The sequence below is a fragment of the Aeromonas sp. CA23 genome (genome assembly GCF_002587065.1).
In the GTDB taxonomy this organism is placed as follows: domain Bacteria; phylum Pseudomonadota; class Gammaproteobacteria; order Enterobacterales; family Aeromonadaceae; genus Aeromonas; species Aeromonas bestiarum.
On record NZ_CP023818.1, the window covers coordinates 4,090,702 to 4,111,113 of the forward strand.

General features: G+C 60.7%; 22 protein-coding genes and 1 tRNA gene. 17 read left to right on the forward strand and 6 right to left on the reverse strand.

What is annotated here, in order from left to right:
• Positions 1-30: 30 nt before the first annotated feature.
• Positions 31-1,968, reverse strand: a complete 1,938-nt coding sequence (locus CK910_RS18855) for a putative bifunctional diguanylate cyclase/phosphodiesterase (RefSeq protein WP_043136650.1) — start codon at positions 1,966-1,968, stop codon at positions 31-33.
• 169 nt (positions 1,969-2,137) lie between these two features.
• Between CK910_RS18855 and CK910_RS18860 the strand changes: the two genes are divergently transcribed.
• From CK910_RS18860 to CK910_RS18875, 4 genes are all read left to right on the forward strand, one after another.
• Entirely contained in the window at positions 2,138-2,839 is a 702-nt protein-coding gene (locus CK910_RS18860; protein WP_043555338.1) for a DUF2982 domain-containing protein, read from the forward strand.
• A 73-nt stretch (positions 2,840-2,912) separates the two neighbouring features.
• The gene (locus CK910_RS18865) at positions 2,913-3,851 is read left to right on the forward strand and encodes a LysR family transcriptional regulator (RefSeq protein WP_043136656.1); all 939 of its coding nucleotides are present in this window, start codon (positions 2,913-2,915) and stop codon (positions 3,849-3,851) included.
• 54 nt (positions 3,852-3,905) lie between these two features.
• Positions 3,906-4,934, forward strand: coding sequence for a response regulator (locus CK910_RS18870; RefSeq protein ID WP_043555334.1), 1,029 nt, complete (start codon positions 3,906-3,908; stop codon positions 4,932-4,934).
• Between the two features lie 9 nt (positions 4,935-4,943).
• Positions 4,944-5,375, forward strand: coding sequence for a PAS domain-containing protein (locus tag CK910_RS18875; RefSeq protein WP_042871318.1), 432 nt, complete (start codon positions 4,944-4,946; stop codon positions 5,373-5,375).
• A 72-nt stretch (positions 5,376-5,447) separates the two neighbouring features.
• Here the strand turns inward: CK910_RS18875 and ltaE are convergent, their stop codons facing one another.
• The 3 genes from ltaE to CK910_RS18890 form a co-directional block, all read right to left on the reverse strand.
• The gene (gene ltaE, locus CK910_RS18880; protein ID WP_098984336.1) at positions 5,448-6,467 is read right to left on the reverse strand and encodes a low-specificity L-threonine aldolase; all 1,020 of its coding nucleotides are present in this window, start codon (positions 6,465-6,467) and stop codon (positions 5,448-5,450) included.
• Between the two features lie 90 nt (positions 6,468-6,557).
• Positions 6,558-7,259 (reverse strand): short-chain dehydrogenase, encoded by a 702-nt coding sequence (locus CK910_RS18885; protein WP_098984337.1) that lies wholly within the window; start codon positions 7,257-7,259, stop codon positions 6,558-6,560.
• Positions 7,260-7,349: 90 nt separating this feature from the next.
• On the reverse strand, positions 7,350-7,757 hold the full coding sequence (locus CK910_RS18890) for a helix-turn-helix domain-containing protein (RefSeq protein ID WP_043136665.1): 408 nt from the start codon (positions 7,755-7,757) through the stop codon (positions 7,350-7,352).
• A 107-nt stretch (positions 7,758-7,864) separates the two neighbouring features.
• Between CK910_RS18890 and CK910_RS18895 the strand changes: the two genes are divergently transcribed.
• Positions 7,865-8,764, forward strand: coding sequence for an aldo/keto reductase (locus tag CK910_RS18895; protein ID WP_098984338.1), 900 nt, complete (start codon positions 7,865-7,867; stop codon positions 8,762-8,764).
• A gap of 81 nt (positions 8,765-8,845) precedes the next feature.
• Here CK910_RS18895 and CK910_RS18900 read toward each other — a convergent pair whose 3' ends face one another.
• Both CK910_RS18900 and CK910_RS18905 read right to left on the reverse strand, forming a co-directional pair.
• Positions 8,846-9,124 carry an RNA recognition motif domain-containing protein gene (locus CK910_RS18900; protein WP_080741091.1) on the reverse strand — a complete coding sequence of 93 codons (279 nt, stop codon included), beginning with the start codon at positions 9,122-9,124 and terminating at the stop codon, positions 8,846-8,848.
• Between the two features lie 218 nt (positions 9,125-9,342).
• Entirely contained in the window at positions 9,343-9,885 is a 543-nt protein-coding gene (locus CK910_RS18905; protein ID WP_098984340.1) for a hypothetical protein, read from the reverse strand.
• A gap of 167 nt (positions 9,886-10,052) precedes the next feature.
• Here CK910_RS18905 and mepA point away from each other — a divergent pair, with 167 nt between their 5' ends.
• From mepA to nuoF, 12 genes are all read left to right on the forward strand, one after another.
• Positions 10,053-10,820, forward strand: coding sequence for a penicillin-insensitive murein endopeptidase (gene mepA / locus CK910_RS18910; RefSeq protein WP_172955366.1), 768 nt, complete (start codon positions 10,053-10,055; stop codon positions 10,818-10,820).
• Positions 10,821-10,862: 42 nt separating this feature from the next.
• Entirely contained in the window at positions 10,863-11,468 is a 606-nt protein-coding gene (locus tag CK910_RS18915; RefSeq protein WP_172955367.1) for a LemA family protein, read from the forward strand.
• Complete coding sequence (locus CK910_RS18920) at positions 11,465-12,202, forward strand: TPM domain-containing protein (RefSeq protein WP_098984342.1); 738 nt, start codon at positions 11,465-11,467, stop codon at positions 12,200-12,202. The genes CK910_RS18915 and CK910_RS18920 overlap by 4 nt, the downstream gene beginning before the upstream one ends.
• A 29-nt stretch (positions 12,203-12,231) precedes the next feature.
• A complete protein-coding gene (locus CK910_RS18925) occupies positions 12,232-12,849 on the forward strand; it encodes a TPM domain-containing protein (RefSeq protein ID WP_098984343.1) in 618 nt (205 codons plus the stop codon).
• 177 nt (positions 12,850-13,026) lie between these two features.
• Positions 13,027-13,114, forward strand: a tRNA-Ser gene (locus tag CK910_RS18930).
• 320 nt (positions 13,115-13,434) lie between these two features.
• Positions 13,435-14,193 carry a flagellar motor protein gene (locus CK910_RS18935; protein ID WP_043555316.1) on the forward strand — a complete coding sequence of 253 codons (759 nt, stop codon included), beginning with the start codon at positions 13,435-13,437 and terminating at the stop codon, positions 14,191-14,193.
• The gene (locus CK910_RS18940) at positions 14,168-15,046 is read left to right on the forward strand and encodes a flagellar motor protein MotB (RefSeq protein WP_043555315.1); all 879 of its coding nucleotides are present in this window, start codon (positions 14,168-14,170) and stop codon (positions 15,044-15,046) included. The genes CK910_RS18935 and CK910_RS18940 overlap by 26 nt, the downstream gene beginning before the upstream one ends.
• Before the next feature lie 313 nt (positions 15,047-15,359).
• Positions 15,360-15,764 carry an NADH-quinone oxidoreductase subunit A gene (locus CK910_RS18945; protein ID WP_042865893.1) on the forward strand — a complete coding sequence of 135 codons (405 nt, stop codon included), beginning with the start codon at positions 15,360-15,362 and terminating at the stop codon, positions 15,762-15,764.
• 29 nt (positions 15,765-15,793) lie between these two features.
• Entirely contained in the window at positions 15,794-16,468 is a 675-nt protein-coding gene (locus tag CK910_RS18950; RefSeq protein WP_042034369.1) for a NuoB/complex I 20 kDa subunit family protein, read from the forward strand.
• Between the two features lie 2 nt (positions 16,469-16,470).
• Positions 16,471-18,276, forward strand: coding sequence for an NADH-quinone oxidoreductase subunit C/D (nuoC, locus tag CK910_RS18955; protein ID WP_098984344.1), 1,806 nt, complete (start codon positions 16,471-16,473; stop codon positions 18,274-18,276).
• Positions 18,277-18,338: 62 nt separating this feature from the next.
• Positions 18,339-18,881: an NADH-quinone oxidoreductase subunit NuoE gene (nuoE, locus tag CK910_RS18960; RefSeq protein WP_043136692.1), complete on the forward strand. Its 543-nt coding sequence runs from the start codon at positions 18,339-18,341 to the stop codon at positions 18,879-18,881.
• A gap of 67 nt (positions 18,882-18,948) precedes the next feature.
• Entirely contained in the window at positions 18,949-20,334 is a 1,386-nt protein-coding gene (gene nuoF / locus CK910_RS18965) for an NADH-quinone oxidoreductase subunit NuoF (protein ID WP_043136999.1), read from the forward strand.
• Positions 20,335-20,412 lie beyond the last annotated feature (78 nt).

The window sequence follows — 20,412 nt, forward strand, 5'->3', positions numbered from 1 at the left end:
GCTGACGATGACGGATGCACTTCCTTGGCCCTATCCTGCCAGCGGATAGTCGCCCGCCTTGCAGCACACCAGAAAAGCGCTGGCCTCCACCTGCTCCACCGTCATCGGCTTGCTGAACAAAAAGCCCTGGAACACGTGACAACCCTGGGCACGCAGCGCGGCGAGCTCATGCTCATCCTCCACCCCTTCGGCCATGATGCCAAGCCCCAGGCTGGTCGCCATGGCGACGGTGGCGCGGATCACCGGCAGGTTCAGCCCCACCACGAACGAGCGATCCAGCTTGATGGTGTCGATCGGCAGTCGGTTCAGGTAGGCCAGCGACGAATAGCCGGTACCAAAATCGTCGATGGCGATCTTGATCCCCTGCTCGCTCAGGGCATCGAGGATCTCGATGCAGCCTTTCATGTCCAGCATAAGGACTGTCTCGGTCAGCTCCAGAGTCAACAGGCTGGCATCCACGCCATACGCCTTGAGCTGCTGAGCCACCAGCTCCGGCAAGGAGGAGGAGAGCTGAAACCCGGACAGATTGACCGAAACCGGCACCCGCACCCGCCACTGCTGCTGCCAATGGGCCATCTGGGCCAAGGCCGTCGAGAGCACCCAGCTGCCGATCTCCCGGATCAGCCCCATCTCCTCGGCCAGCGGAATGAACTCCACCGGCGAGACATGGCCGAGCACAGGATTGTGCCAGCGCAGCAGGGCCTCGTAACCGAGCAACTTGCCCTTTGCCACATCCACCTGGGGCTGGTAGCAGAGACTCAACTCCTGCCGACCTATGGCCTTGGCCAGAAACTGCTTCAGGGTTAGCTTGCGGTGCAGGGTCTGCTGCATGCTGGGGGTGAAACGCTGCCAGCGCAGGCGCCCCATCTGCTTGGCCTGATACATGGCCATGTCGGCGCGGGTGATCAGGTTGTCGCCGTCATCCGCATCGTCCGGGTAGATGGCGATGCCTATGCTGCCGCCTATGGTCACCTCCGGCACCCCGCTCAGCTGCAGCGGCTTGGTCATCTGGGAGAGCATGAGATCGGCCACTTCCTGCGCCCGATCGCTGGAGTGCGTCAGCGGCACCAGGGCGGTGAACTCGTCTCCGCCGAGGCGCGCCAGCTCCACATCTCGCGGACAAACCTGCTTGAGCCGACCGGCCACCCGCTCCAGCAGCCGATCCCCGGCCTTGTGGCCATAGTTGTCGTTGACCAGCTTGAAGTTGTCCAGATCCATGAACACCAGCGCGAAACGCCCACCCAGACCGCAATATGCCTCGAGGGATTTCATCAGGCCGTAGCGGTTGAGCAACCCGGTCAGCGAGTCGTGCCAGGCTAGATGGCGGTGTTCCAGCTCCTCCAGCTTGCGGTCCGTGATGTCGCGCATGGTGAGCAGGATCTGCGCCCCCTGCTGGATATGACGGAACTGGTACTGGAACCAGCGCATCCCCTTGAGCGTCCGGCACTCCCCCTCGGCCACCACTTCGTCGAGTCGGGAGAGCTTCTGATAGAAGGCTTCGTCGTTGCCGGAAAACACCTGGGAGAGTTGGCTGACCTGGCCACCGAAACACATGTCGAAGTGGTGGTTGCCACTCTCCAGCCGCCCCTGATTGTCAAACAGGCAGGCCAGGGTGTCGCCAGTGGCGAGGGAGGACTCCTGATAGAGGGTATCGGCGTCGATCACCGCCTCCGTCATCATCATCAAGCGGCCAGCGAGCTGAATGCCGGACAGCCGCAGGTAGATCTGCTTCTTGACGCCCTTGGGCGAGAGGGTCCACCACTCGCTGTAGCTGCGCCCCTGTTGAAAATCACCGAGATAGCGTTGCAGCAACAAGTCGATGGCATCGGCCATGTCGGCCGAGAAGTCACGCGATTGCAGTTCGGCAAGCGAGCTGGCTTCCCACACCCCCAATGCGGTGCGGTTGGCCCAGTAGATATGATGGTGCCGGATGTCATAAACCCAGATCGGGGTATGCAGCACATCCATCCCGTTCAATAACCGTTCGTCTAGCGTATTCATCTAATATGGTGATTCATGATGTGTGATCACAGGGAAACCCTGCAACAAGACGCCCTCTCGGGACGCCCGGTGCTGGTACAAAATCGGATCCAGCCCATAATCTGGAAATAAGCATGCGCACAAGGGCTGACTTCATATGAAAACGCTACATGTGAAACCCATGGTCAGGAAAAACGGACTCACCTTGATATTGTTGGGCATCATAGTAACCATTACTATGATTTTTATACTTTTTTTATTCCGTGAACAACCACTAATCCCCTTCGTCTCCGGCCTGCTGGCGGGTCTGATGATGATATTTATCGGCTCATTGAAGCTGGTTGAACCCCATTTCAGCCTCTCGCTCTGTCACGATTGTTTGCAATATCACCATAAATACGGCGGTTGGATCCTGAAATGGAGAAATATTCAACGTATTGACCAACCACGCATTCATCTGGGCTGGGATCTGGTCGCCCTGCCCTACATAGGTTTGAAGATAAAAGATTACGACGATTTTTTGACATTGATCACACCCAGATTGGCAGTGCGCCTGCTGACCGAACAGCGGGCCGTGCTGTTGCAAGCCCTGCGCAGTGAACGGCAAGATTGTGCCAGCGGCGGCTGCGGTGATGCCTTTCAGGGGGAGGGATTGCTGGAAGAGAGCCACTTTCGCTCCCCGTCTGGTCAGCGCTACGAGGGGGTGATCGCCATGCTGGCCAATCGCATGACCCGCTTGCGTGACCTGCTCGGTTACGATCTGCTGGTGCCGGACAACAGTCTGGACCGGGATCCGGCCGAATTTGTCCGCCTGTTGCACCAATACCAGCGGGAGTCGAATCTAATCCAGATCAATTAAACGCCGGATTGCACTTGCCAAGGCGGGCGGCTCTTTTTAAGGTCACTCCCTTGTTACACCCAGAACACCGCTTATGAAGTACATCGAAGAGTTCTATCTGTTCGTCAAGGTGGTGCAAGAGGGAGGCTTCTCCCACGCGGCTGCCGCACTGGGCATGCCTACCGGCACCATCAGTCGACGTATTTCTCAGCTGGAAGAGCAGCTCGGCTGCTCCTTGCTACACAGATCCACCCGCAAACTCCGCCTCACCGACGACGGGCTCAGATATTACGAGCGTCTGTGCACCCCGCTGGCCGAGATTGAGCAGGCCACGGGTGAAATCCAGGGCCGGGAAGCCGACATCAACGGGGTGATCCGCCTCGCCGCGCCCATCGCGCTCTCCAACACCATACTGGTCGACATGCTGGCGGATTTTGGCCTCCACTACCCGGCGGTGCGGTTCGACATCGCCCAGACCAACGACCATCAGCACCTGCTCGACAACGATCGAGATCTGGTGTTTTTCAACGGTGAACTGCCCCAATCCATGACCAATGCCCAGTGTCTCGGTCACATCGAATACGGCCTGTTCGCCTCCAGACTCTATCTGGAAAAGATGGGCACACCGGCGCACCCGGCCCAGCTGGAGGAACACTCCCTGATCTACTGCTGGCCCCATCAGCACTGGCAACTGACCGGCCGGGACGAGCAGACGGTGCAGATCAAACGCGCCGCCAAGCTCACCGTCAACCAGACCCAGGCCGCTGTCAGGGCCGCCAGACGGCATCTGGGAATAGTCAATGCACCGCGCCACTACGTGCACCCCTTCCTGCAGGATGAGCAACTGGTCGCCGTGCTGCCGGACTGGAAAACCGGCAATCGCCCCTTCTATATGTTGCGCTGCCAGCCTCAGTTCGCCCCGCTGCGTGTTAAGATGTTCGCTGAATTCGTTGAAAAATACTCAGCGCGCTACCGGAACCACCAATGGGACAACCAATTTTCACCGGCAACCAGTTTGTCCCATTGCATCTGACCGTCAGCGGGCCACACTTATAGCAATCCTCGTTGACCAGGCCAGCCTAACACTATGAATGTATTGATATGTGATGACTCAGGATTCGCTCGTAAACAGCTGGCCCGCGCCCTTCCTTCCGACTGGGATGTGACGCTGCATTACGCCGCAAACGGGCTCGAAGGGGTGGAACAGGTGCTGATGGGGCATGGCGATCTGATCTTTCTGGATCTGACCATGCCGGAAATGGACGGCTACGGGGTGTTGGAGACACTGCAACAGGAAGGGCTGCGCAACAAGGTGTTCGTTGTGTCTGGCGACATCCAGCCCGAGGCGCATCAAAGGGTCATGAGCCTGGGCGCCCTCGATTTCATCAAGAAACCCGCCGCCCCCGAGACCCTGAGCGCCCTGCTCAGACAACACGGTTTGTGGCAACCCAATGGCGTCGCCGCTGCACCTGCCTTGCTGGAAGGCCTGGCGGCAGGTGAACCTGATGCCGATGTCGGCGTCAAGATCACCCCCGAGATCCGCGACGTTTATCAGGAGCTTGCCAACGTCTCCATGGGCCAGGCCGCTGACCTGCTGGCCCGCCTGCTCAACGCCTTCGTGGTGCTGCCCATCCCCAATGTCAACGTACTGGAAGTCTCCGAGCTGCACATGGCCCTCTCGGCCGCCGCCGATTCGGATACCCTCTCCGCCGTCTGCCAGGGCTTCATCGGGGCGGGGATCGCCGGCGAAGCGCTGATCCTGTTCCACGACTCCAGCTTCAAGGATCTGGCCCGGCTGATGAACCATCAGGGCGCATTGGATCGCAATGCCGAGCTGGAACTCTTGATGGACACGGCCAACGTGCTGATCGGCGCCTTCCTGCGCGGTTACGCCAGCCAGCTCGATACCCCCTTCAGCCAAGGTCACCCTGTGGTGCTCGGCCAGCACAGGCCCATCAAGGATCTCATCAACACCAACAAGAGCCGCTGGCGTCGCACCCTGGCCATCGAGATCAACTACCGGGTCCAGGATTACGCGGTGCAGTGTGACCTGCTGCTGCTGTTTACCGAAGATTCCATCGCCACCATGAACAACAAAATCATGCACATGCTCTAGGGAGTGACCATGGAAATTCGTGAATTTCATTGGCTGATGAACATAGTCCAGAACCTGGACGTGGGGCTGGTGGTGCTCGACAAGGAGTACAGGGTGCAGGTATGGAACGGCTTCATGGAGAGCCACAGCGGCCGGCTGGCCGGTGAGGTGCGCGATGGCGTGCTGTTCGATCTCTTCCCCGACGTGGACAGGGCCTGGTTCGAACGCAAGGCCAACATGGTGTTCAAGCTCAACAATCGCGCCTTCAGCACCTGGGAGCAGAAACCCTATCTGCTGCGTTTCTCCAACTATCGCCCCATCACGGGCTCGGCCCCCCACATGTTCCAGAATCTGACCCTGGTGCCGCTGGCCGATTTCGGCGGTCAGGTGACCCATATCGCCGTGATGATCTACGATGCTACCGACGAGGCCATGCTGATGACAGGCCAGCGACAGGCGTAACAAACAACATCATTCAAAAATGAAACAGGGCGCCGCGGCGCCCTGTGCTGTTTCTGTAGTGAACAATCTGTATCAATGCGCTCCGAGGTACTCGGTAAAGGCGTCGATCACCTCTTCGATGTCATCATCGTGGATCTGCAGATGGGTCACCAGCCGCAACTCGCCATAGCCGGAGAAGAGGATCCCCCGCTCCTTCATGAAGGCCAGCAAGGGTGCACTCTCGCCACTCGTCAGTTGCAGGAACACCATGTTGGTCTGCACCTGCGCCAGATCCAGCCTGATGCCGGGCAGCGCCGCCAGCCCCTCGGCCAGCCGTCTGGCACGGCGATGATCGTCTGCAAGGCGTACCACATGCTGCTGCAGGGCAAACAGGCCGGCCTGGGCCAGGATCCCCGCCTGACGCATGCCGCCACCCAGCATCTTGCGCAGCCTTCTGGCACGGGCGATAAAGGCATGGGAACCCACCAGCAACGATCCCACCGGCGCCCCCAACCCCTTGGAGAGGCAGATGGAGACACTGTCAAACGGCGCGACCAGCTCGCGCACCGTATGGCCACTCGCCACCACTGCGTTGAACAGACGCGCGCCGTCCAGGTGCAACTGCAAGCCATGCTCGTCGACAAACTCGCGCATCTCGCGCAGATAAGACAGGGGCAGCACCTTGCCGTTATGGGTGTTTTCGAGGCAGACGAGGCGGGTCTGGACAAAATGGGCATCGTCAGGGGCTATGGCCGCCCGCACATCCGCCAGTGCCAGCGAGCCATCGGCCTGCATGGGCACGGGTTGCAGGGCCACAGACCCCAGCACGGCAGAACCCTGCGCCTCGTAGCGATAGATGTGGGCTGCCGAGCCCAGCACGGCCCCTTCCCCTCGCAGGCAATGGCTCATCACCGCCAGCAGGTTGGACATGGTGCCGGACGGCACGAACAGCGCGGCCTCCTTGCCAAGCAGGTCGGCGCCATAGGCTTCCAGCGCATTGACGCCCGGATCCTCCCCATAGACATCGTCCCCGACCTCGGCATGCAGCATGCTCTGGCGCATGGCATCCGTGGGCTGGGTGACCGTATCACTTCGTAAATCGATGTAGCGCATGACATCCCTCCTGGTGCAGGAGGACGACGTTAGCCAGCCCGGGCGGGCTTGGCAAGCAGGGCGTCGCTGGAATGTGAACCCGGTGACGGCTTACCAGGGCAGCGGCTGCCCCTGCAGATCCACAAATGCGCCGGATTGTACCAACGACAAACCGGCGATCAGATCCAGCAAACGGGGGGCGACCCATGCCGGATCCTGCAGGCTGGCGGGGGCCAGCTCATGGAGAAAGGGCTGGTTCATGGGGGTATCCATGGGACCCGGATGCACGGTGATCACCCCGGCGCAGGGGAAGCGGTCCCGCCATTCGAGCGCCAGCGTCCTGGCCCCCATGTTGAGGGCCGCCTTGCTCATCCGGTAGCTGTAGCGGCTACCCGTCTCATTGGCGGTCAGGCTGCCGGCCAGATCGGAGAGAGAACAGAGCCACAAGCTGGCATCCGGGGCCATGCGGCGGCTCAGGCAGGCGCCGAGGGCCAGATGTGGCCAGGCATTGGCCAGCAGGCTGTCGCATAGCCACTTGGGATTGACCTCCTCCACCCGCCGCTCCGGCATGAAGTTGATGTCGTGCAGCAGACCTATTGTGTTGATCACCACGCTCGGCAGGGTGGTCGTGTCATAGAGGGTGAACAGCGCATCGAAGGAGAGTGGATCCACCTCCTGCAACGGGAAGTAGCAGGCCGGATCCAGCCCTTTTGGCAGTTGCCTGCCCGCCAGCACCAGCTCCTCGCCCCGGTCCGACAGCTCCCTGGCCAGCGCCGTGCCCAATCCACCACTGCCCAAGATCAGATAGCCCATCACCCTCTCCCCGGATCTGCCGTCTGTTTAGAGGTTATCAGAATAATAACCGGCTGCCGCCAAGAGTTGGCCGGCTACGCCCATCCGGGTTCATGCCTCATTGAGGTGCTTGCCAAATTCGCGCGCCAGCGCCAGATCCAGGAAGCCGTCGGCCTTCTTGTGGCTGCGCAAGAACTGGTAGTAGGCGAGCAGGGTGACCAGTTGCCTTTCATCAGGCAGGGATGGCGCCGGCTGCAGCTCCTGCAGCAGGGCGCCTGCGGCGGCCAGCGCCTCCCGATCCACCACTTCTGCCTGTCGGTAAAGATAACCGCAACCGGTGGCAAGCCACTCCAGCGAGCAGTTGGCCCCCATGGCGATCTGGTTTGCCTTGCCAAGGCCGGGCTCGGCCCCCTTTAGATATTTGCGGATCAGGGCTTCGCTCAAGCCGACTTTACGCGCAAACGCGCTGATGCTGCCCGCCCCGATCAGACTCCGCAACCGCTCGGCAAATCCTTCCATATATATCCCGTCAGAACCAAAGTTCGAGTGAACAAAAGCCGCATTATTGCCTTGCCAGGCAGAAGAGACCAAGATGCTGGCAGCATTAATTTCCCAAGGAGTCACTCATGTCTGTATCTCGCGTCACCCTGCACGATCAGGGCCCGACCTTCTCCCGCCTCATCATGGGCTACTGGCGTCTGATGGAGTGGCAACTCTCCCCGGCCGCGCTGCTCGACCTGATGAAGTACCACCTGGATCTGGGAGTGACCACCCTGGATCACGCCGACATCTACGGCGGTTACCAGTGCGAGGAGGCGTTCGGCAAGGCCCTGCGCCTCGAGCCTTCCCTGCGCGAGCGGATGGAGATCGTCAGCAAGTGCGGCATCGCCCTCACCGCCAGGCCTGAACATGCCCTCAACCACTACAACACCGGCAAGGCACACATCATCGCCAGCGCCGAGGCCTCCTTGCACAAGCTCGGCACCGACCATCTGGATCTGCTGCTGATCCACCGTCCGGATCCCCTGATGGATGCCGACGAGGTGGCCGATGCCTTCATCACCCTCAGGCAGGCAGGCAAGATCAAACACGCCGGGGTATCCAACTTCACCCCTCGCCAGTTCGAGCTGCTGCAATCGCGCCTGCCCTTCCCGCTGGTCACCAACCAGCTGGAGATCTCGCCGCTGAACCAGAGCACCACCCTGGATGGCACCCTTGATCAATGCCAGCAACTGCGCATCAAGCCCATGGCCTGGTCCTGCCTCGGTGGCGGACGCCTGTTCAACGGCCAGGAGTATGCGCCGCTGCGCGCCGAGCTCGAGCAGATCCGCCATGAAGTGGGCGCTCAGCACATAGAGCAGCTGGTCTACGCCTGGGTGATGATGCTGCCAAGCCAGCCGTTGCCGCTGATAGGATCAGGCAAGCGGGAGCGGATCGCCGCCGCCGTGGCTGCCGAGTCCATTGTGCTCACTCGCCAGCAGTGGTTCCGCATTCGCAAGGCGGCGCTCGGGTATGACGTGCCCTGACCCTGAGTGACAGCGGCATGGCGCCGCACCAACAAAAACGGCATGGGGGATACCCATGCCGTTTTGCATTATCGAGGCAACTCAACGATGACGCTGGGGGCGACCACGTGGTGCATCTGTCTTCGGTTTGGCTTGGTTGACTGTGATGGTGCGGCCACCGATTTCGGTGCCATGCAAACCGGCGATGGCCTTCTCGGCATCGCCATTGACAGGCATTTCAATAAAGCCAAACCCCTTGGACTGACCGGTATCGCGATCGATGATGATATCGACCTTTTCTACCTGCCCAAATTGGCTGAACACGGTTGTCAGTTCGTCGGCCGTCATCCGGTACGACAGATTACCTACGTAAATCTTCATGCCATCCACTCTCGATTCAAGGTGCCTTCTCTATCCAATCACCAACACAGAAGTAAGGGCACAACCTCCATGCCGGACCTGCCAGGGCATCATGCCGAGGCACTCCCCGTCCTGTTCACTCAAGTCATTGATCTCTTGGGCGAACAGAACAGGCAAGATCAATTCGAGTCACTGGCAGTATCTGAGCTTTGGGGTGGATTGTCGAGAAAATAGTCAGCTCAAATGGGGAGCAGCGCCCTGAGTATCTCCTTGAGTGCACGGCGACCGTGCCAGGCCCGTTTAAAGCCGAAGCGATAAATGCCGGGCGCGACCTCGTGGGTTCCCTCACGGCCAAGCCCCATCAATTTGGTCGCCGCCGCGAGCTGCTCGCCATCGAGCCTGAGATCCAGGCTGAACTCCAGCCACTGGCCGTCGTGGCCCACCTTGCGATCCCGCTCTATGCCGACCAGGGCCGCTCTTGGCAGTGCCAGCGCCCTGTCATCGCTGCCATTGAGCAGATAGAGGCGCTCATCGTCCCAGGCGAGCTCGGCCAGTCGCCAGCGCTGCCAGTTGCGAGGCAGCACCATCATCAGCAGCACTATGCCGCCAAACACCAGACCCACCCAGGGCAGCAGCCCCATCGTCGGATAACCCAGGCCGACGGCGGCAAACACGGTTGCCAGACTCGCCAGCAGCAAGACCCCCATCACAGGATAAAAACGTCGGGCGGGAGGCATCAGGCAACAGAGCCCCGCCTTCTCCACCAGCTCACTCACCTTCATCTCCTTCTCCTCATGCTCTCGTGCGCTCACCTGGCTGTGGCGCGCATTGTGCGGGAGCCGGACGCCAAGATGCAACCCGACCGGCAAGTCGGGTGACGACCTTGCCAGACTCTTGATATGATTGGGGTTATCTGAGCCCACCTCTTAGCGTGATTGTCGGGAGTCTCATGCTTGCTACCACCCTGCTCTTCATGGCCAGTGCCCTGCATACCGGGACCAGCCGCCCGATCGATCCCGAAGCCATTGGCGGCTATTCGGCCGGCTGCCTCAAAAATGGCGTGGCCCTGCCGCTGACAGGGCCCGGCTATCAGGTGATCCGCAGCAAACGACTGCGCTACTACGGTCACCCTGACCTTATTCACTACCTCACTACCCTGGCAAACCAGACCCGGATGGCTGGCATGCCGGATCTCTATATCGCCGATCTGGCCATGGCCCACGGCGGCCCCTTCAGCTCGGGCCATCGCAGCCACCAGACCGGGCTCGATGCCGACATCTGGTTTCGGATGGCCAACCAGCCCATCAGCAAATGGGAGCAAGATGCCCCCAGGGAGTGGGCACTGATCGACGAGCCCAGTTACCGGGTCTTGCCGGGACGCTTCGGCCCCCAGCAACTGGAACTGCTGCGCCTCGCGGCCAGCAAGCCCGAGGTGGCCCGCATCTTTATCAACCCTGTGCTCAAGGGCGAGGTGTGCAAACGGGCCGCCGACGAACCCTGGGTCGCCAAGCTGCGTCCCTGGGTCGGCCACTTCAGCCACTTCCATGTGCGCCTGCGCTGTCCGGCTGGCAGTCCGGATTGCCAGCCCCAGGCCCCGATCCCGCCCGGCAATGGCTGCGGCGCCGAGCTGGCCTCCTGGCTCAAGGACAAGCCGCAATTGCCCAAGGTCTCGATGGCGTACAGCAAACCCAGGCTGCCCGCCCGTTGTGGCAGTTGACCACAAGCTGTTATGGTGCACCTATATCCGCTAGAAATTTCAATGGAGAACAACAAGATGGCCACTTCACTCTGGCGCAGGACAACACAGAGCCTGTTGACCCTGACCCTGCTGCTGGGACTGACGGGTTGCGGCATGAACAACATTCCGACCCTGGATGAACAGGTCAAGGCGAGCTGGGGCCAGGTCGAGAACCAGTACCAGCGCCGGGCCGATCTCATTCCCAATCTGGTGGCCACCGTCAAGGGCTATGCCAGCCATGAGCAGGAGACCCTGAAAGCGGTCACCGACGCCCGTGCCCGGGTCGGCAGCGTGCAGGTGAGCGATCCCGCCCAGCTCAAGGAGTTTGAAGCGGCCCAGAACCAGCTCTCCAGCGCCCTCTCCCGACTGATGGTAGTGGTCGAACGCTATCCGGACCTGAAGGCGGATCAGCAGTTCCTCACCCTTCAGGCCCAGCTGGAAGGCACCGAGAACCGTATCTCTGTGGCCCGCCGCGACTACATAGAGGCGGTGCGCCAGTTCAATACCGAGATCCGCACCTTCCCCGGCGTCATCTGGTCCAAGTTGCTCTATTCGGATCTGGAGGCCAAACCTAGCTTCAGTGCCAAGCCAGGTGCCGATGAGGCGCCCAAGGTCAGCTTCCAATGAGTAGGCTTGTTCGCTGGCTGTTGCCCTGTCTGCTGCTGTGGACGGCGGCGCTGCAAGCCGCCCCCACCTTTCCAGCCCTCAGCGGCCGGGTGGTGGACGAGGCGAACCTGATGTCCCGCAAGCAGGCCCATCAGCTGACCCAGCAACTGGCCGCGTTTGAAAAGCGCAGCGGCATCCAGCTGGTGGTGGTCTCCATCGACACGCTGGGTGGCGACACCATAGAGGAGTACGGCTACCAGCTCGGCCGCCACTGGGGCATAGGTCAGAAGGGCAAGAACAACGGCATCCTGCTGCTGATCGCCCAGGATGAACGCAAGGTGCGCATCGAGGTGGGCTATGGGCTGGAAGGTGCCCTGCCCGACGCCATTGCGGCCAACATCATCCAGACCCGGATCCTGCCAGCCTTCAAGCGTGGCGACATGGTCGCCGGCGTGGTCGCCGGCAGCCGGAGCATCATGCAGGCGCTGGCGGGTGAGTACACGCCGGTGGACACCGACAAACAGGAGGGCAAGCTGGGCGGCCCCTGGCTGTTCATCCTGATGGTGATTGTGATGCTAGTGCTGCACAACCTGCGCGGCGGTGGCGGGGGGGGTGGCAGCGGTGGCCGACGCCGCGCGGCCTTGCTGACCGGAGGCTTCGGGGCCGGCAGCTTCGGTGGCCGTGGCGGCAGCAGTGGCGGTTTCAGCGGGGGCGGCGGCAGTTTTGGCGGCGGCGGAGCCTCCGGTGGTTGGTAACAGGAATACAGGAATGAAGAGACGACACCATGATTTCTAAACAGTTCTTCCACACGCTGCAGGCCAAGGTTCGCGAGGCTGAGCTGGAAACGGATGCTGAACTGGTCACAGTGCTGGCGCCAGCCAGTGACGGTTATCGCTATATTCCCACCCTGTGGGCAGCGCTGATTGCCATGCTCACACCCCTGCTGGTGTTTGAGCTCGGCTTCTGGCTCGGCTGGTACGAGATCCTGCTGGCACAGTGGTCGGTCTGGCTGCTGCTGAGCCTGTTGTTCCACTGGACCCCCATCAAGATGTACCTGATCCCGAAGAAGGTACGCCGGCACAGGGCGGCGCTGATGGCTCGCCTGCAGTTTGTCGAACAGGGTCTGCACCGCACCCGTGACCGGCTGGGGGTTCTGATCTTTGTCTCGGTGGCCGAGCACTACGTGGAGATACTGGTGGACGACGGCATAGCCCAGCACATCGACAATGCCCAGTGGCAGGCGATCATCGACGACTTCACCCAACGGGTGCGCAACCGGGAGGTGGAGCAGGGATTCATCGAGTGCGTGGAGCGCACCAGCGCCATCCTGACCGATGCCTTCCCGGCGACCCGGGATCAGAATGAGCTGCCCGACAGCCTGATCATCCTGGACAAGCCCTGATCGGGTTTAAAAAACCGGCATTCTGTTCAAGGGATAGGCATCCGATAAAGATTATGAAAAATAAGGGGAAAAGTGGTTGACCCCGGCAGCCCTTTCCCCTAAATTACGCCCCGTTCCAGCGCAACGGCGCAGCGAACAAGGTGCTGGCTGAGCACCCTAAACAACAGACCAAAATTTGGTGAGGTGTCTGAGTGGCTGAAGGAGCACGCCTGGAAAGTGTGTATACGGCAACGTATCGAGGGTTCGAATCCCTCCCTCACCGCCAAATTGCAAAGCCCGACCCACTGGTCGGGCTTTTTGCTTTCTGGCCTGCGCATCGGCTCTCGAGCGGCTAATGCTCTCACCACCCGCTCGAAAAACACCGGCATGACCTTGGGGGCATTCTTCATATCAGGCGTCCTTGCCCCTCGGTATCACAATGCCTGGTTTCTCGCCCTGTCCAGACAGGTGTTCCACCCTGCGCCGTCAAATATTTTCCCGCCGGACCCGGCTCTGATTTATTGCACACCGATTGGATATCATTTTGAAAAACTGATACTTAAATAGCTACACTAGCCATTATCAATATTCAGGGACGTACAAAGAATGAGCTTGATTGGCCTGATTTTTGCAATAATCTGTATCCTTGGCGGTAACATCATCGAGGGGGGCCATCCCAGCGCCCTGCTCGATCTGCCAGCCTTCCTCATAGTGATAGGCGGTACTGTCGGTGCCGCACTGACCCAGTTTCCCTTCTCCGTCGTCGGTAAAACCTTCAAGCGCTTCAAGTGGCTGCTTGCCCCCCCCAAACTCGACATGCTGGAACAGGCACAGTTGCTGGAAACCCTGGCCGGCAACGCCAGACGCAGCGGCATGCTGGCCCTGGAAGGCATGATCGACGAGATCAAGGATCCCTTCCTGCAAAAAGGGGTACAAATGATGGTCGATGGCTACGAGAAGACCAAGATCCACGAGGTATTGGAGAACGAGATCGAGTTCGAGCATGAGGATCTCGAGCAGACGGTCAAATTCTACGAGGCCATGGGCGGCTACTGCCCGACCATGGGGATAGTGGGCGCGGTATTTGGCCTGATCCACGCCATGGGCCTGCTGGATGCCCCTGACAAACTGGGTGGTGCCATCGCGGTGGCCTTCATCGCCACCATCTACGGGGTGGGTGCCGCCAACCTGATCTTTCTTCCCTTCGGTAACCGCTACAAGGGGTTTGCCCATGATATCCGCCACTACAAGGAGATGACCTTGACCGGTATCCTCTGCATCGTGGATGGCGAGTCGCAAGCCCGGTTACAAGTTACCCTCGAACCTTATCTGGGAGGCCATGGTGGCCAAAAAGAAAAAGCCTGAAGCGCCGGAGAACCACGAACGCTGGCTGGTTTCCTATGCCGACTTCATGACCCTGTTGTTCGCCCTGTTCGTGGTGCTCTACTCCTTTGCCATGGCCAAACAATCCGAGACCCGGGTGCTGATCCAGGGCTTCATCGAGTCGCTGGGTAAAATCGGCCTCATCTCTCCACCCGCGGGTTCCCCTGTGATGCAGGGCGGCACCGGGATCCTGGAGCCGGAATCCAGAACGGCCCCCAGCAGCCCGGATAAAGAAACCGTGCTGGAAAAAGAGGCACCGACCGCGGCGGCAGATCCCTTCAACGAAACCATAGGGGCCTCGGAGAAGCCGAGTGCCACCGAGGCCTGGCCGCACAAGACCAAGGAACAGGAGTGGGTACAGGTCACCAAGAAGAAACTCGAGCAGCAGCTCAAGGCACAGATTGAATCCAAGGATCTGGAGGTGGAGCAGCTCGGCAGCCAGCTGGTGATCCGCATCGGCGAGAAGGCGCTGTTCCCGGCCGATTCGGCCTTCCTGCAGCCCCAGTTCATTCCGCTGGTCAGCAAGATCTCCGGCATACTGGCCGACATCCCGGGCAAGGTGGTGGTGACAGGCCACACGGACAACTCGCAGGCGCCGATAGAGCTCTATCGCAGCAACTGGGAGCTGTCGGTGCTGCGCTCGGCCTCCATCGTCCATACCCTGCTCACCAACCCCAAGCTGGACGCAACCAGGGTCATAGCTCAGGGGGTGGCCGATGCCCAGCCGCGCTATGCCAACGACACGCCTGAGCATCGACAGGCCAACCGCCGGGTCGAGATCACCCTCTCCCAAGGCAAGGCTGCCGAAGAGGCGCTCCCCATCCTCAAACCCTGATCAGCAAACCCCGCCCAGCGGGGTTTTCTTTGCATCTCATCCAGCCGTTATCGCCCAAGTCATCCGACCAGCATCCCCTATTTTCCCCGCATGCCACGCCGTACAGGCCCCTGCGGCGCGCCGTTTTCCGGGTCTATTCGCGCCATTGAAAATGATTCTCAAATGAGAAAATTGACCTTGCTAGCAAAAACCGATTTTTCCCCCCATGATTAATAATTAATCCTTTGAAATGACATGTAAATCAGTATGGAAGTGGCATAATGCGTAACACCCTTGTTAAGTCACATGATTAATTCGGTTAGGGAAAACCTATATGTTTGCTGATATTGCTGTCCAGCATTGGGCTTTTGCTATCTATGTCGTTGCAGCCATTTGCCTGTGCCTGATCATGATAGGTCTGGCCGCCTTGCTGGGAGGCCGTGCCTACGGTCGAGCCAAAAACAAGCCCTTCGAATCGGGCATAGATTCGGTTGGCAATGCCCGTCTGCGTTTCTCCGCCAAGTTCTACCTGGTCGCCATGTTCTTCGTCATCTTCGACGTCGAGGCACTCTATCTGTTCGCCTGGTCCGTCTCCGTTCGGGAGAGTGGCTGGGTCGGCTTTATTGAAGCCGCCATCTTTATCACTCTGCTGCTGGTAGGTCTTATCTACCTGTGGCGCATCGGCGCCCTCGACTGGGCACCAAAGAAACGCGTTCTGACTGACAAGAAGCCAGACTGAATTACCGATATTCCCTTTGAGGTTGCACCATGAAGTACACCCTGACCCGGATTGACCCGGATGCGCCGGTTGAGCGCTACCCCCAGGAACAGCGCCAGACAGTCGATGATCCGCTGGCGCAACAGGCTGAACGCGGCATCATGATGGGGCGTCTCGAGGAGGTGTTGCAAGACACCGTCAACTGGGGTCGCAAGAATTCCCTCTGGCCCTACAACTTCGGCATCTCCTGCTGCTACGTGGAGATGTGTACTGCCTTCACCTCCCCCCATGACGTGGCCCGCTTCGGCGCCGAGGTTATTCGAGCCTCGCCGCGTCAGGCCGATTTCATGGTGATAGCAGGGACGCCCTTCATCAAGATGGCACCCGTCATCCAGCGCCTGTACGAACAGCTGCTCGAACCCAAGTGGGTCATCTCCATGGGCGCCTGCGCCAACTCGGGCGGCATGTATGACATCTACTCAGTGGTACAGGGCGTGGACAAGTTCCTGCCGGTCGACGTCTACATTCCTGGCTGCCCGCCCCGTCCCGAGGCCTTCCTGCAAGCCCTGATGCTGCTGCAGGACTCCATCGGCAAGGAACGCCGCCCCCTCTCCTGGGTGGTGGGCGATCAGGGGATCTACCGTCCCCAGATGCAGGCCGAGAAGGAACGCAAGCGCGGCGAGCGGATCAACGTTACCAACCTGCGCACGCCGGATGAGATCTGATCATGAAACTGACTCGAGAATTCCCCAGTAACTACACCATGGCCCAGTGGCAACCGAGCGATCACCAGGATGCCCAGGTGGTCGGCGAGCTGTTTGCCCACTTTGGCGCCGAGCGCTTCACCGTTCAGACCACCCGCACCGGCGTGCCCGTGGTCTGGCTCTCCCGCGAGCTGCTGCTGGACGTGATCGGCTTCTTGCGCAAGCTCCCCTCCCCGTTCGTGATGCTGTTTGATCTCAGCGCCACCGACGAGCGGATGCGCAGCCATCGCGACGGCCTGCCCGAGAGCGACTTCACCGTTTTCTATCATCTCATCTCCATCGACCGCAACGCCGATGTGATACTGAAGGTGCCGCTCAAAGAGAGCGATCTGAGCCTGCCAACCATCAGCCGCCACTTCCCCAACGCCAACTGGTACGAGCGGGAAGTGTGGGATCTGATGGGCATCAACTTCGATGGTCACCCCCATCTGACCCGCATCATGATGCCCAAGAGCTGGCAGGGTCACCCGCTGCGCAAAGACTATCCGGCGCGCGCCACCGAGTTCGATCCCTTCATGCTCGATGCGGTCAAACAGGATCAGGAGCAGGACAACCTGCTGTTCAAACCCGAAGAGTGGGGCATGAACCGGGGCAACGAGAACGAGGACTACATGTTCTTGAACCTCGGCCCGAACCACCCCTCCGCCCACGGCGCCTTCCGGCTGGTGCTGCAGCTCGATGGCGAGGAGATACGCGACTGCGTGCCCGACATCGGCTATCACCACCGCGGTGCCGAGAAGATGGGTGAGCGTCAGTCCTGGCACAGCTACATCCCCTATACCGACCGGGTCGAGTACCTGGGCGGCGTCATGAACAACCTGCCTTATGTGCTGGCGGTCGAGAAGCTGGCGGGCATCAAGGTGCCAAACCGGGTCGACGTGATCCGGGTGATGCTGGCGGAGCTGTTCCGCATCCAGAGCCACCTGCTGTTCCTCGGGACCTATATCCAGGACGTGGGCGCCATGACCCCCGTCTTCTTCACCTTCACCGATCGCCAGAAGATCTACACCATCATCGAAGCCATCACGGGCGCACGCATGCACCCGGCCTGGTTCCGTATCGGCGGCGTGGCGCACGATCTGCCGGTGGGCTGGGCTCGTCTCATCCAGGATAACCTGCTGAACTGGCTGCCCAAGCGGCTGATGGATTATGAGAAGGCGGCCATGCGCAACAGCATATTGCGCGGCCGCACCATAGGCGTCGCCCCCTATACCACAGAACAGGCATTGGCGTGGGGCATCACGGGGGGCGGTCTGCGCGCCACCGGCCTCAACTTTGACGTGCGCAAATGGCGCCCTTACTCCGGCTACGATCAGTTCGAGTTCGAGGTGCCGGTCGGTGCCAACGGTGATGTTTACGACCGCGGCATGATACGCCTCGAAGAGATGCGCCAGAGCCTGCGCATCATAGAGCAGTGTGTGAAGAACATGCCGGAGGGGCCATTCAAGGCGGATCACCCGCTCACCACGCCGCCGCCCAAAGATCGCACCCTGCAAGACATAGAGACCCTGATCACCCACTTCCTGCAAGTGTCCTGGGGCCCTGTGATGCCGGCCGCCGAATCCTTCCAGATGATAGAGGCGACCAAGGGGATCAACAGTTATTACCTGACCAGCGATGGCTCCACCATGAGCTACCGGACCCGGATCCGCACCCCGAGCTTTGCTCACCTGCAACAGATCCCCTCGGTGATCCGGGGCAGCATGGTGTCGGATCTCATCGCCTACCTGGGCAGTATCGATTTCGTTATGTCGGATGTGGATCGTTGAGTAACCGCTGTTACTAAACAACCGTTACGCGACAAAAAGGACAAGCCACAAAAGGTTAAGCCATGAGCCAGCAATGTCAGTGCCAAAACAATCAGACCCCGCAGGGGCAAAGTGAGTGCCAGGGCAAGGGGGACGGCTTCGTCCTGAGCCAGGCCGAACGCGATGCCATCCGGCATGAGATACACCACTACGAAGATCCCCGCGCCGCCAGCATAGAAGCGCTCAAGATAGTGCAGCAGGCCCGCGGCTGGGTACCGGACGGTGCCATCCATGCCATCGCTGCCGAACTCGGCATTCCCGCCAGCGACGTGGAAGGGGTTGCGACTTTCTACAGCCAGATCTTCCGCCAGCCGGTCGGGCGCCACATCATCCGGGTCTGTGACAGCATGGTCTGTTACATCAACGGCCACGAAGGGCTGCTGGCCGGCCTCAAGGAAGTGATGGATCTGGCTCCCGGCCAGACCAGCGCCGACGGCCGTTTCACCCTGCTGCCCGTCTGCTGCCTCGGCAACTGTGACAAGGGGCCGGCGCTGATGATCGACGACGACACCTATGGCGGACTCGATGCCATCAGCCTGCTCAAGACCCTGGAGGCCTACCCATGAGTCTTCACGAGGGCAATCTGCCCATGCGCCTTGAACGCAACCAGACCCCGGAGGCCAACCTATGTCCATGAGCCCACGGCCGACCACGCCTCTCGCCTCCATCGGCACGGCCAACCTGATCGCGCGCGCCCCCGAGACCCATCCGCTCACCTGGCGGCTGCGTGACGACGGCCAGCCGGTCTGGCTGGATGAATACCAGAGCAAGCAGGGCTATGACGCTGCCCGCAAAGCCCTCGGCCAGATGAGCCCGGACGAGATAGTCGGCACCGTCAAGGATGCCGGCCTCAAGGGTCGCGGTGGCGCCGGCTTCTCCACCGGGGTGAAGTGGGGCCTGATGCCCAAAGACGAGAGCATGAACATACGTTACCTGCTCTGCAACGCCGACGAGATGGAGCCAAATACCTACAAGGATCGGCTGCTGATGGAGCAACTGCCCCACCTGCTGATCGAGGGGATGATCATCTCCGCCAAGGCCCTCAAGGCCTATCGCGGCTACATCTTCCTGCGTGGCGAGTACGTGGATGCCGCCATAAACCTGCGCCGCGCGGTGGAAGAGGCCAAGGCCGCCGGCCTGCTCGGCAAGAACATCCTGGGCTCGGGCTTTGACTTCGAGCTGTTCGTCCACACCGGCGCCGGTCGTTACATCTGCGGCGAAGAGACGGCGCTCATCAACTCCCTGGAAGGGCGCCGCGCCAACCCGCGCGCCAAGCCCCCCTTCCCCGCCGTCTCCGGCGTCTGGGGCAAGCCGACCTGCGTCAACAACGTCGAGACCCTGTGCAACGTGCCCGCCATCATAGGCAACGGGGTTGCCTGGTATCAGGGGCTGGCGCTGCCGGGCTCCGAAGATCACGGCACCAAACTGATGGGCTTCTCCGGCAAGGTGAACAACCCTGGGGTCTGGGAGCTGCCGTTTGGCATCACGGCCCGCGAGCTGTTTGAAAACTACGCCGGTGGCATGAAGCCCGGCTACCGCCTCAAAGCGTGGCAACCGGGCGGCGCCGGTACCGGCTTCCTGCTGCCCGAGCACCTGGATGCCCAGATGTATGCCGGCGGCATCGGCAAGGTCGGCACCCGCATGGGCACCGGCCTCGCCATGGCGGTGGATGACAGCATCAACATGGTGGGGCTCTTGCGCAACATGGAAGAGTTCTTCGCCCGTGAATCCTGTGGCTGGTGCACTCCCTGTCGCGACGGCCTGCCCTGGAGCGTCAAGCTGCTGCGGGCGCTGGAGCGGGGCGAGGGTCAGCAAGGAGATCTGGCAACGCTGGAACAGCTGGTCAGTTTCCTCGGCCCGGGCAAGACCTTCTGTGCCCATGCCCCTGGCGCCGTCGAGCCGCTTGGCAGCGCTCTCAAGTATTTCCGCGCCGAGTTCGAGGCCGGGATCAAGGGACCGCAGGACAATCACAAGCTGCTCAAAGGGATCCAGCCCAATCTGCTGGGTGAACGCTGGTAAGACGAGGACGCAGGGCCGATGGGCGAAGCCTGATCGGCCGTTTCATGCAACACAGGTGCAAACCAGAGTTCACGAATG

What these genes read in the sequence shown, in the direction of transcription:
- ltaE (WP_098984336.1), bottom strand. Translation starts at nt 6,467, where the DNA reads ATGCGCTACATCGATTTACGAAGTGATACGGTCACCCAGCCCACGGAT.
- CK910_RS18860 (WP_043555338.1), top strand. Translation starts at nt 2,138, where the DNA reads ATGAAAACGCTACATGTGAAACCCATGGTCAGGAAAAACGGACTCACC.
- mepA (WP_172955366.1), top strand. Translation starts at nt 10,053, where the DNA reads ATGCTTGCTACCACCCTGCTCTTCATGGCCAGTGCCCTGCATACCGGG.
- CK910_RS18945 (WP_042865893.1), top strand. Translation starts at nt 15,360, where the DNA reads ATGTTTGCTGATATTGCTGTCCAGCATTGGGCTTTTGCTATCTATGTC.
- CK910_RS18905 (WP_098984340.1), bottom strand. Translation starts at nt 9,885, where the DNA reads ATGAAGGTGAGTGAGCTGGTGGAGAAGGCGGGGCTCTGTTGCCTGATG.
- CK910_RS18870 (WP_043555334.1), top strand. Translation starts at nt 3,906, where the DNA reads ATGAATGTATTGATATGTGATGACTCAGGATTCGCTCGTAAACAGCTG.
- CK910_RS18885 (WP_098984337.1), bottom strand. Translation starts at nt 7,259, where the DNA reads ATGGGCTATCTGATCTTGGGCAGTGGTGGATTGGGCACGGCGCTGGCC.
- CK910_RS18915 (WP_172955367.1), top strand. Translation starts at nt 10,863, where the DNA reads ATGGAGAACAACAAGATGGCCACTTCACTCTGGCGCAGGACAACACAG.
- CK910_RS18890 (WP_043136665.1), bottom strand. Translation starts at nt 7,757, where the DNA reads ATGGAAGGATTTGCCGAGCGGTTGCGGAGTCTGATCGGGGCGGGCAGC.
- CK910_RS18875 (WP_042871318.1), top strand. Translation starts at nt 4,944, where the DNA reads ATGGAAATTCGTGAATTTCATTGGCTGATGAACATAGTCCAGAACCTG.
- CK910_RS18940 (WP_043555315.1), top strand. Translation starts at nt 14,168, where the DNA reads ATGGTGGCCAAAAAGAAAAAGCCTGAAGCGCCGGAGAACCACGAACGC.
- CK910_RS18925 (WP_098984343.1), top strand. Translation starts at nt 12,232, where the DNA reads ATGATTTCTAAACAGTTCTTCCACACGCTGCAGGCCAAGGTTCGCGAG.
- CK910_RS18920 (WP_098984342.1), top strand. Translation starts at nt 11,465, where the DNA reads ATGAGTAGGCTTGTTCGCTGGCTGTTGCCCTGTCTGCTGCTGTGGACG.
- CK910_RS18950 (WP_042034369.1), top strand. Translation starts at nt 15,794, where the DNA reads ATGAAGTACACCCTGACCCGGATTGACCCGGATGCGCCGGTTGAGCGC.
- CK910_RS18855 (WP_043136650.1), bottom strand. Translation starts at nt 1,968, where the DNA reads ATGGATGTGCTGCATACCCCGATCTGGGTTTATGACATCCGGCACCAT.
- CK910_RS18895 (WP_098984338.1), top strand. Translation starts at nt 7,865, where the DNA reads ATGTCTGTATCTCGCGTCACCCTGCACGATCAGGGCCCGACCTTCTCC.
- nuoF (WP_043136999.1), top strand. Translation starts at nt 18,949, where the DNA reads ATGAGCCCACGGCCGACCACGCCTCTCGCCTCCATCGGCACGGCCAAC.
- nuoC (WP_098984344.1), top strand. Translation starts at nt 16,471, where the DNA reads ATGAAACTGACTCGAGAATTCCCCAGTAACTACACCATGGCCCAGTGG.
- CK910_RS18935 (WP_043555316.1), top strand. Translation starts at nt 13,435, where the DNA reads ATGAGCTTGATTGGCCTGATTTTTGCAATAATCTGTATCCTTGGCGGT.
- CK910_RS18900 (WP_080741091.1), bottom strand. Translation starts at nt 9,124, where the DNA reads ATGAAGATTTACGTAGGTAATCTGTCGTACCGGATGACGGCCGACGAA.
- nuoE (WP_043136692.1), top strand. Translation starts at nt 18,339, where the DNA reads ATGAGCCAGCAATGTCAGTGCCAAAACAATCAGACCCCGCAGGGGCAA.
- CK910_RS18865 (WP_043136656.1), top strand. Translation starts at nt 2,913, where the DNA reads ATGAAGTACATCGAAGAGTTCTATCTGTTCGTCAAGGTGGTGCAAGAG.